General features: G+C 66.0%; 8 protein-coding genes. 4 read left to right on the top strand and 4 right to left on the bottom strand.

Annotated features, from left to right (window positions below; all coding sequences use genetic code 11):
* Nucleotides 1-15: 15 nt before the first annotated feature.
* The 4 genes from pgaA to WS89_RS29885 all read right to left on the bottom strand — a co-directional run bounded on the left by pgaA (nucleotide 16) and on the right by WS89_RS29885 (nucleotide 5,640).
* Nucleotides 16-2,658, bottom strand: a complete 2,643-nt coding sequence (gene pgaA, locus WS89_RS29870) for a poly-beta-1,6 N-acetyl-D-glucosamine export porin PgaA (protein WP_059795678.1) — start codon at nucleotides 2,656-2,658, stop codon at nucleotides 16-18.
* Between the two features lie 104 nt (nucleotides 2,659-2,762).
* A complete protein-coding gene (locus WS89_RS29875; RefSeq protein WP_059795680.1) occupies nucleotides 2,763-3,521 on the bottom strand; it encodes a hypothetical protein in 759 nt (252 codons plus the stop codon).
* A 62-nt stretch (nucleotides 3,522-3,583) separates the two neighbouring features.
* A complete protein-coding gene (locus WS89_RS29880) occupies nucleotides 3,584-4,012 on the bottom strand; it encodes a hypothetical protein (RefSeq protein WP_059500760.1) in 429 nt (142 codons plus the stop codon).
* A gap of 632 nt (nucleotides 4,013-4,644) precedes the next feature.
* Nucleotides 4,645-5,640 carry a LysR substrate-binding domain-containing protein gene (locus WS89_RS29885; protein ID WP_059795682.1) on the bottom strand — a complete coding sequence of 332 codons (996 nt, stop codon included), beginning with the start codon at nucleotides 5,638-5,640 and terminating at the stop codon, nucleotides 4,645-4,647.
* 581 nt (nucleotides 5,641-6,221) lie between these two features.
* Between WS89_RS29885 and WS89_RS29890 the strand changes: the two genes are divergently transcribed.
* From WS89_RS29890 to WS89_RS29905, 4 genes are all read left to right on the top strand, one after another.
* Nucleotides 6,222-7,637, top strand: a complete 1,416-nt coding sequence (locus WS89_RS29890; protein WP_059500758.1) for a circularly permuted type 2 ATP-grasp protein — start codon at nucleotides 6,222-6,224, stop codon at nucleotides 7,635-7,637.
* A gap of 64 nt (nucleotides 7,638-7,701) precedes the next feature.
* On the top strand, nucleotides 7,702-8,643 hold the full coding sequence (locus WS89_RS29895) for an alpha-E domain-containing protein (protein ID WP_059500757.1): 942 nt from the start codon (nucleotides 7,702-7,704) through the stop codon (nucleotides 8,641-8,643).
* Nucleotides 8,644-8,651: 8 nt separating this feature from the next.
* Nucleotides 8,652-9,635, top strand: coding sequence for a transglutaminase family protein (locus WS89_RS29900; protein WP_059795683.1), 984 nt, complete (start codon nucleotides 8,652-8,654; stop codon nucleotides 9,633-9,635).
* Nucleotides 9,636-9,729: 94 nt separating this feature from the next.
* Nucleotides 9,730-10,185, top strand: a 456-nt coding sequence (locus tag WS89_RS29905) for a transglutaminase N-terminal domain-containing protein (RefSeq protein WP_306454020.1), incomplete at its 3' end; no start/stop codon positions are given.

Below are 10,185 nucleotides of genomic sequence, written 5' to 3' on the forward strand. Positions count from 1 at the left end.
TGCCCGATCTCCTTGCTAGAACGGCAGGTTGAGCGACAGGAAGCCGGTTTCGGAGCGCTCGCGCTGACCGTCGTACGCGTGGCTGCTGACCTCGACGCCGTAGCTCAGCGTGATGTCGTGCTTGAACGTCCACGCGTGCTCGAGGCGCGCGCTCCACAGCGGGCTGGTGCCGAAGCCGCGCTCGTTGTACGCGCCGCCCGATACCGACAGGCGCTGTTGCAGCCCCGTGTCGCCCTTCTTCCACAGCGTCAGTTGATGCATGACGGTCGCCGCGGCCGCGTAATCGCGACCGGGGCTGAAGTAGGGCGCGTCCCGGCGCGTGTTGCTGTCGGTACCGAGATTCAGCGAGACGTTGACGAGCTGGTTCGCGGACGTGTACACGCGCTGCGTGGCGGTCGCCGCGATCTCCTGGTGCAGGTTCGAATCGCTGTAGCGGCTCACGCCGTAGCTCAGCTTGACTTCGCGCCGGTCGTTCTGGCGATACACGACCTCGACGTTCGCGGAGCGGCCCCAGATGTGCGCGGCATACGCCTTCCACGGCAGCGAGTTGTCGTTGGTGTCGAGCCCGGCGCCGACCGTCCAGTAGTCGTTCAGTGCATACGCGATCGTCCCGCGGCCGCCGGTTCGGCCGTCCGAGCCCATCGAGCGCGTGACTTCGCCCAGCACGGTGAGCGGGCCGTGCCGGTAGTCGCCGCCGATGCCCGTGCGCGTGCGGCTGATTCTGCCGCCGTCGGTCTGCGCGAAACCGTAGAACGTGTGCGAAAACACGCGCCAGTTGTCGCCGAACGGTTGCGAATACACATAGCTGTCCGACGTGAAGCTGTTGTCGGCCAGCGCGCTGTTGCCGTGCTCGAAACTGAGGTCGGTCGTGAACACCGGGCTGCGGTATGCCTTGTAGTCGCGTTTGAAGCCGCGCACGGCGCCGCTATCGGGGAACGTGTTTCCCAGGGTCTGGTCGACGGTCTTTGCGGTCGCGTAGTCGTCGGCCGTGAGCGATGCGCGGCCGAGGCCCGCGAGCATCTCGACGCTGTCCGGGTGATCGGTCAGCGACGCGCGATACATCGAGATCGCTTGGCGCGGATGGGCCTGGCCGGACACCGCATCGGCGTGCGCGGCACGGATCTCCGCGTTGAACGGTACCTGTTTCTCGAGCTGTTCGAGCGCGGCGATCCCTTCGTCGGCGTGACCCGTGAAGATCAGGTATTGCGCACGCAGCCGGTAGTAGCGCAGGTAGTCGCTTTCTCCCGGGCCGACGTTGGTCACTTGCTTGGCCGGCGGCAGCGACTTCTCCATCTCGTCGAGCACCTGCTTCGCTTGCGCTGCGCGGCCCTGGTCGACGTACGACCAGAACAGCCCTTCTTGCAGCTCGATCGGACGCGTACGCGAGCCGTACTGGAAGCCGCGCGTCGCGCGATCCGTCGGCGACGCGGTGGCCTGCTTCAGCGCGCGCGCATACACGGCGTTCGCCTTGGCCGGCTCGCTCAGATACAGGTAGGCGTCGCCCACGGCCGCGAGCGCGTCGATCGAGATTTCCGCGTTGGACGGAATCGTCTCGAACGTCGCGACGGCCGTCTTCATGTCGCCGCGTGCCGCGAGGGCCACTACCCGGTCGCCCGCGAGCGCGGTGCGCACCGGCGTGTATTCCGGTGTGGCCGGTATCCGCTTGTCGAGGTCGTCGGCCGCGCGCAGCGCGCTGTCGATTCCATCGAAGCGGTCCGAACTCGTCATCGAGCGCGACTTGTCGCGTCCGCCGCGCACCTGCTGGCGAATCGACAGTTCTTCCAGTTGCGCGATGTCGACGGCGGAGAAGGCGTCGGGGCGAGCCTTCGCTTCGTCGAGCGCCTTGACCGCGCCGCCGCTCGCCGCGAGGCCGAACACGTCGTTGCGCACCGTCGCGACATCGGCCGTGCGCAGATTCGGCGCCTGCGCGTTCGGTGTTTCGACGTCGGGCCCCTGCGATCGTTGGGTCGGCTCGCCGGGGAGCTGCGCACCGGGCGACTGTGAAGTCGGTTGCGGGGACGACGGCGGTTCGGCGCCGGGCGGCTGGGTCACGGGCGCGGGCGCATTCGGCATCGGCGTGCCGGATGCCTGAGCGGTGAGCGTAGGCGTAGTGGGCGTAGCCGGCGGTGCAGCGGTCGCGGTTTGCGCGAGCTGCTGCGGGGCATCCGGCTTTCGCTCGCGCGGCGCAGACGTATCGGGCGGCGAAGTGTCGAATGCCTGGGCAAGCAGCATCGGCGTGTTCGACGCAGGTTCGGGCGCTGCAGGTGCGTTCGACGAGGTCGGCGCCTGCACCGCGGCGCTCGGCTGCGCAGCATCCGGATCCACCACGACCGTGGTCGGCATCGCCGGGTTCGATCCCTGCGCGATCTGCATCGACGCATCCGAGGCCCGAGCGATCGGCGTCGACGCGTAAGGCGGCTGCGTGCCCGAACCCTGCGCGGCCTGCGTCGCCGCGCCCGCCGGCTGCAGGTCGGGCGGCAGCGCATCCGGCGTGCCGCGGGATCCGGCGATTTCGCTCCCGCTGCGCGGCTCCGCGTCGCCTTCGGCGGCAAGGCACGAGCCGGACGCGACGAGCAGGCACAGCAGCGGCGCATGCAGGAGGATCCGCCGATTCGGCGGAACGACGGTGGTGCATTGTTGTTGACGATTGTTGGCCACGGTGTGTCCTCACTTTGAAACGATCACATCGGTTGCACGCCCGACGACGCTCGTCGCCGGCCGTCGCATCGCCGGGCAGCGAAGCCCGGCGCCATCCGACCGGTTCACAGGCGGTTGCGGATCGCTTGTCCAAGCAGCGCGCGCGATTCGCTGTTCTTCGGGTCGATGGCGAGTGCACGGCTCGCGTTTTGTTCTACACAACTCCATTCGTCGATCTGTGCGCACCAGCGCGCCTTGGCCAGAGCGCGGGCGCCTTCCAGCTCGTCGTGTGTGACGCTGGTGGCCTCCATGTGCGACGTGTCCGCGATATACGACTGCGGTTGCTGTTTCGGTACGGGGTCCGGGTGTTTTCTCGTGCGCGCCAGCGTCTGCGAACGTGACGTCCGATGCGCATCGCCGGGGCGCGCCGTACGACTGCCGGTCGACGTCGCGTGCGGGTCGGCCGCGAGCTTCGTCGCCGGCAGATGCGCGCGGCGCGGGGGCTTCGTATCGGAACGGGCCGTCGTGGCCGGTGGTGCGGCAGGTTCGACTGCCGCCGACATGACAGGCGCAGCCGATGCTGACGGCGGAACCGGCCCGGCCTGCGCGACCGTCGACGTCGAGCCGGCGGGCGCCGCTGGGCCGGACGCACCGCCGGTCGCGGCGACGATGAGGTTGCGGTACTTGCCGACGGCGGTTCCGATCACGCCGGCGATATCGTGCGTCACGCTCGCATGGCCGACCCTCGCGTCTCGCTCGACATACGCGAAAGCGCCGAAGATCGCGGCAAACGCGGCGATGCTGAGCGCCGCATTCTTTCCCGGACCCCACGAGGGCTTCGGCTGACGGGCAGGCGAGTTGTCCGGTCGTTCTGCACGGGGCATTCAAGACTCCTTGATTCGATGCGTTCCACGAATGACGTGATCGAAGCGGGGCGACGCGACGCTCACCATCGCAACTGCGTCGTGAGCGTGCCCGTCTCGACGATCGCGAACTGGGTTGCTCCCTGATAGGTCCCTTCGACCCGATAGCTCGCATCCGGCACGCTGAACAGGCAGCGCGATCCCGACGCATTGAATTCGACGAGCACGCGCCCATGCCGGCGCAGGCGCACCTGCACGTTGGAGAGCGGCTGCCCGGTGTTTCCGGACACGAAAGACACGCCCAGGTTGTACGGGCGGCCGTCGGGTGGAAGCGGCGCGGTACCGTCGATCCGCGCATCGCCGCAGATATACGAAATCACGTACCGGTTTGCCCCCGGACCGGACGCCGGCGGCGACGAGGTCGCCGGTGTCTGGGCCATGGCGTTCATGCAGAGCGTGGAGAGCACGGCGCTCAGGAAAGGGCGAGCATGCTGTCGAAGCGAGGGTGACATTGCAATCTCCCGTCCGGAGTCGATGACATGCACCGACCCCGAGTCGAATTTGCCAACGTTCTTTTTGCGACACGCTATTGATACACGATGGTTTTTGAACCAACAACCGCGTGTGGCCCGAATGGGACGAGGGTAAAAGATCCTATCTAAATAGGATAAGGAGGGATTGGTGAGGATCGCTTATTGCTGAATAAAGTCGATATTGCCGAACATGAAAATTGCTCGTCGGTAGCGATGATCGAGCACGCTTTGAATTGCGTCTGAGGTATCGAAGTTCGTGCCGAAAAATAACGACTGATAAAAGAAACTATTGCACCCGCAATCGACCAGAATCAATGAAAACGGGGCTTCGGATCGCACATCATGAAATAAGGGTGCGACATTTTGGTTATTCCGATACTTACAGGTAAATCGAAACTTGTGTAACAAGGTATTTCTGTCCTGAAAATCGGCCTGAATATTCTTACTTAATACGGAAAGCAGTAAAAAGTACGATATGAATTCGCAAACGTTTGCGTTTTATCGAGATCGATTACAGTCGAGGACGGGTTTTACGGAGTCGGATGGGATTATCGATTGCCGTTGAAGAAGCGCGCATGCGCGCCGTGGATATCCACGGCGCTAACCCTTCGTCAGCGACTGCCGCTTGCGCTTCGCCGCGCGCTGCGCATCGCCGGCGCGACCGCCTCTTCGGCGCCGATCTGCGCGTCGATCGCCGTGCGCGGCCGGTTCATGATGTAGGCCCACAGCTGCTCGGCCGCGAGCCCGCGCTTGCGCGCCGATCGATACAGGCGGATTTCGAGTTCGGTGATCCAGTCGCCCGTGCCCGCACACACGAGCGTGCCGTCCGCGAGCTCCTTCGCGACGCAGCTTTCGGGCAGCCAGCCGATGCCGTGTCCGGCCACGACCATGCCTTTCAGCGCTTCGGACATGTGCGTCTCGAAGCACCGGTGCAGGACATACGGCTCGGTCGCATTCAGCAGCAGCATCTCGACGATGTTGCCGAGAAAGGCGCCCGACGAATACGCGAGCAGCGGCAGCGGCGCATCGGGCGTACCGGGCAGCTGGAACACCGGCTTGCCGTGCGCGTCGGGCGACGACACGGGCAGGATCCGCTCGACGCCGAGGCTGACGAACGGGAAGTGGTTCGGGTCGAGCACGATCGGCAACTGCGGATGGTGATAGCCGAGCAGCAGGTCGCATTCGCCTTCGACCAGCTGCTGCACGCCTTCCGGCACGTTCACCGCATTGACGCGCGCGGTCACGTGGCCGACCTCGCCGTTGAGCCGCTTGAGCCATTCGGGAAACAGCGTGAATACGAGCGTATGCGCGACGGCGAAGCGCACGACCTGGTCGCTCGCCGCGAACTGGTCATAGCCGTTCACGAGATTGCGCGCCGCATACATGCTGCGCAGGATGTCCGCGGCGAGCCCGCGGAACATCTGGCCGGCGGGCGTCAGCGCGATCGGATTGATGCTCCGGTCCACCAGCTTCGCGTCCATCCAGGTTTCGAGAGCGGCGATCCGTCTGCTGAACGCCGACTGCGTCAGGTGCCGGTGACGCGCGGCCCGTGAAAAACTCTTGGTATCCGCGAGGCTCAGGAAATCTTCCAGCCACTTTGCTTCCATTTCGATCTTCGCTTTTTATAGTCGGGCGCCTGAAAGGCGGCGCTGTCTGCTGACCAACGTTCTAGCGTACCGCGCCTCGCGCCGGTCGGGCCGATGTTTTTTTTCGATGGGTGTCAGTCGAAATATGCATGGGCATTGTCGGCGGGATTACGGCTGCATAGCGTTGAGGGGCCGGACCGGTTAACCGGACGGTTCACCGCGTCGGACTGTCCCGGCCGCCCGGACGGCACTTCCCCGGGGCCGGCTGCGCCGTGTGCGTGCCGGCCCGCCCATTCATGGCCGTTGCGGGGGCCCGGCTCGCCGCTTTTGGTGCAGTGCAGATTGCACATCCGTGACGCGCGGGAGAACTATGTTCGTCGGGCGCGGCGCCGCATCGGCCGTGCGCGCTTGCGGCGCACCGCCGGCGCCCGTCGCGTCGGGCGTTGCACCGTTGTGGTGCGCAATGCCGCACAGGCGTGCCTGGGCGGCGCAAAACAGGGGGATATCGAAGGAATCGAGCAAGGCACGTTCCTTGCAAAGCATTCAGTACGCCGGTCCGGCATGCGCAATGCCGGGGAAAACGATCGATGGAGAAAAGGTCGATGAAGCCATTCGATGAAATGCTGCAATCCGGCGACATGGTAAGGGCGCCTTACGCGCGCCTGAAGCAATGGCTCGACACGCAGAATCCCGCGAGCCTCGCCCAGAAAGCCCACGATGCGGAAGGCGTGTTCCGCAAGACGGGCATCACGTTCGCCGTCTACGGCGACGCGGAGGCCGCCGAGCGGCTGATTCCGTTCGACATCGTCCCGCGCATCATCTCGGGAGCGGAATGGAGCCGGCTGTCGCTCGGCATCGAGCAGCGCGTGATGGCGCTGAACGCGTTCCTCGACGACATTTACCACCGCCAGGAAATCGTGCGCGCGGGCATCGTGCCGAAACACCTGATCGCGCACAACGAGGCGTTCATCCCCGAGATGATCGACTTCCGGCCGCCCGGCAACGTTTACACGCACATCATCGGTGTCGACATCGTGCGCACCGGCGAGAACGAGTTCTACGTGCTGGAAGACAATGCGCGCACGCCGTCCGGCGTGTCGTACATGCTGGAAAACCGCGAGACGATGATGCAGCTCTTCCCCGAGCTGTTCCAGCAGGTGAAGGTGCGCCCGGTCGAAACCTATCCGCAGATGCTGCGCCAGTCGCTCGCGGCCGTGTGCCCGCCGGGCGGCAACGCCGACAATCCGACCGTCGCGGTGCTCACGCCCGGCATCCACAATTCCGCGTACTACGAACATTCGTTCCTCGCCGACCAGATGGGCGTGCACCTCGTCGAGGGCAGCGACCTGCAGGTGATCGACGGCCGCGTCGCGATGCGCACGACCGAAGGCTTCCGGCCGATCGACGTGCTGTACCGCCGCGTCGACGACGCATTCCTCGATCCGCTCACGTTCCGCCCGGACTCGGTGCTCGGTGTGGCAGGCATCATGGACGTGTACCGCGCGGGCAACATCACGATCGCGAATGCGCCCGGCACCGGCATCGCCGACGACAAGGCGATCTACTCGTACATGCCGGAGATCGTCGAGTTCTACACGGGCCGCAAGGCGTTGCTGGAGAACGTGCCGACCTGGCGCTGCGGCGAGGCCGACAGCCTGAAGTACGTGCTCGAGCATCTCGACGAACTGGTCGTGAAGGAAGTGCACGGCTCGGGCGGCTACGGGATGCTCGTCGGGCCGTGCGCATCGAAGGCCGAACTCGAGGCATTTTCCGCGAAACTGCGCGCACGTCCCGCGAACTACATCGCGCAACCGACGCTCGCGCTGTCCACGACGCCGATCCTGACCGACGCCGGCCTCGCGCCGCGCCACGTCGACCTGCGTCCGTTCGTGCTGGTGTCGGACCGCATCCGCATCACGCCGGGCGGCCTCACGCGCGTCGCGCTGAAGGAAGGATCGCTCGTCGTCAACTCGAGCCAGGGCGGCGGCACCAAGGACACCTGGGTGCTGGCCGACTGAGCCGGGCACGACCGCGCGCGCCGGAGCCGGCGCGCGAACCGAACGAAGACGGAGTGGACACGAGATGCTTCTGGGACGTACTGCAAGCGGTCTCTACTGGATGTACCGCTATATCGAGCGCGCGGAGAACATCGCGCGCATCGTCGATGCCGGGCTGCGGATGGCGCTCACGCGCACGGCCGACGCGCCGGCCGAATGGTCGTCGGTGCTCGTCAGCTCGGGCGCGGACGACGGCTATCGGCAGAAATACGACGCGTATGCGGCCGATACCGTGACCGACTATCTGCTGCGCGACCGCGACAATCCGTCGAGCGTGCTGTCGTGCATCGAGGCGGCGCGCTCGAACGCGCGGATGGTGCGCACGGCGCTGACGCGCGAGGCGTGGGAGAGCGTGAACGGCGCGTGGCTCGCGCTGCGCCGCGCGCTGGCGCAGCCGGTGCCGGAAAGCGAGTTGCCGGCCGTGCTCGACCAGGTGAAGCGCGAAACCGCGCTGATCCTAGGCAGCTTCTACAGCACGATGCTGCGCAACGAGATCTTCGATTTCGCGCAGATCGGCGCATTCGTCGAACGCGCGGACAACACCGCGCGGATCATCGACGTGAAATACCACCTGCTGCTGCCATCGGTATCGCACGTCGGCACGATTCTCGACAACTACCAATGGGAGACGATCCTGCGCTGCGTGGCTGCACACCGTTCGTATCGCTGGGTGTACGACGTGCAGTACAAGCCGCTCAACATCGCCGACTACCTGATCCTGAACGGCCGCATGCCGCGTTCGCTGCGCTATTGCTACGGGCGCGTCGTGTCAAGCCTGAACCTGCTCGCGAAGGATTACGGCGTGACACACCCGTGTCACGACACGGCCACGAAGATTCTGCAAATGCTGTCCGATACCTCGGTCGAGCGGATCTTCAAGAGCGGCCTGCACGAGTTCCTGACCGACTTCATCGGCCGCAACAACAGCCTCGGGCTCGAAATCGCCCAGGCTTACAACTTCGACTGAGGCTTGCCATGCGACTCGCCATCCGACACATTTCGCGTTACCAGTTCGACGATCAGGCCACCCATGCACTGCAACGGTTGCGGCTGCGCCCGCAGTCGGGGCCCGGGCAAACGGTGCGCGCATGGCAGGTCACGATCGACGGCGTCGAGCCGACGCTGTCTTACGCCGACGGGCTCGGCAACCGGATCGACCTCGTGCGCCACGATCGCGGCGCGAAGGCCGAGATCGTCGTCGTGGCGGCCGGCGTCGTCGAGACGCAGGACCGCGCGGGCATACTCGGGAATCCTGAAGGCTATGCGCCGCCGTGGATCTTCGAGCGCGAGACCGCGCTCACGAAGGCGGGCGACACCGTGCGCGCGCTGACCGACGCGCTGCCGATCGAGCCGCGAGGCCTCGACGCATTGCACTGGCTGATGACGGAAGTGCACGGCCGCATCGCGTACGCGCCGAACCTGGCCGGCGACGCCGCCGTCGATGCGGAAACCGCGCTGCAAAGCGGCGAGGGCACGAGCCGCGACCATGCACACGCGTTCATTGCGGCCGCACGCGTGCTGAAGATTCCCGCACGCTACATCTCGGGTTACGTGCTGGCCGACGGCGCGATGCAGCGCATCGCCGATGCGAAACAGCAGGCGGGCGACGTCGAGGACGAGGAAGCGCTGGCGCTGCAGAGCGCCGACGGCATGCAACAGGCACTCGGCGCGTCGCGTGCCGTGCAGTCGCAATCGCAAGGGCAGTCGCAGGCGGCGCTCGGCACGCAGCCGCAAGCCGCCGCGCTGATGCCGCAGCCGGCCGGCCATGCGTGGGCCGAGGCCTATGTCGATGGGCTCGGCTGGGTCGGCTTCGACCCGTTCATGAACCGTTGCCCGGACGAACGCTACGTGCGCATCGCGGTCGGCCTCGACCATCGCGACGCGCAGCCGGTGACGGGGCTCGGCGCAACGGCCGTCGGCGTCGAGATCAGCGTCGTGCAGACGCCGGAACTCGTCTGACCCGGCGCGCGCCTTCGCCGAATCCGCCATGCCGGGGCCGCCGCGTCGAAAGCGACGCGGCGGCCCCGGCCGGCCCAACCCGACTCGAGCTCCCATGTCCATCCACGTCGCGCTGCATCACACCACCCGCTATCGCTACGACCGGCTCGTCAACCTCGGCCCGCAGGTCGTGCGGCTGCGGCCCGCGCCGCATTGCCGGACGCCGATCCTCGCGTATTCGATGACGGTCGAGCCCGCGCAGCACTTCATCAACTGGCAGCAGGATCCGTTTTCGAACTATCTCGCGCGGCTCGTGTTTCCGGAGCGCACCGAGCACTTCGAGATCACGATCGATCTCGTCGCCGAGATGTCGGTGTACAACCCGTTCGACTTCTTCCTCGAAGCGAGCGCGGAGCAATACCCGTTCAGCTATGACGACGCGCTGAAGACCGAGCTCGCGCCGTATCTCGCATGCGATCCGCAGACGAGCGCCGCGCCGCTGTTTCGCGCGTATCTCGACGGCGTGGACCGCACGCCGGCCGGCACCGTGAACTTCCTCGTCGCGCTGAAC

It is taken from the genome of Burkholderia sp. MSMB1072 (assembly GCF_001524725.1).
Lineage (GTDB): Bacteria > Pseudomonadota > Gammaproteobacteria > Burkholderiales > Burkholderiaceae > Burkholderia.

Bases quoted from the DNA above. Each gene is read 5' to 3' on its own strand.
- WS89_RS29875 (WP_059795680.1), bottom strand. From the start codon at position 3,521: ATGCCCCGTGCAGAACGACCGGACAACTCGCCTGCCCGTCAGCCGAAG.
- WS89_RS29880 (WP_059500760.1), bottom strand. From the start codon at position 4,012: ATGTCACCCTCGCTTCGACAGCATGCTCGCCCTTTCCTGAGCGCCGTG.
- WS89_RS29885 (WP_059795682.1), bottom strand. From the start codon at position 5,640: ATGGAAGCAAAGTGGCTGGAAGATTTCCTGAGCCTCGCGGATACCAAG.
- WS89_RS29890 (WP_059500758.1), top strand. From the start codon at position 6,222: ATGAAGCCATTCGATGAAATGCTGCAATCCGGCGACATGGTAAGGGCG.
- WS89_RS29895 (WP_059500757.1), top strand. From the start codon at position 7,702: ATGCTTCTGGGACGTACTGCAAGCGGTCTCTACTGGATGTACCGCTAT.
- WS89_RS29900 (WP_059795683.1), top strand. From the start codon at position 8,652: ATGCGACTCGCCATCCGACACATTTCGCGTTACCAGTTCGACGATCAG.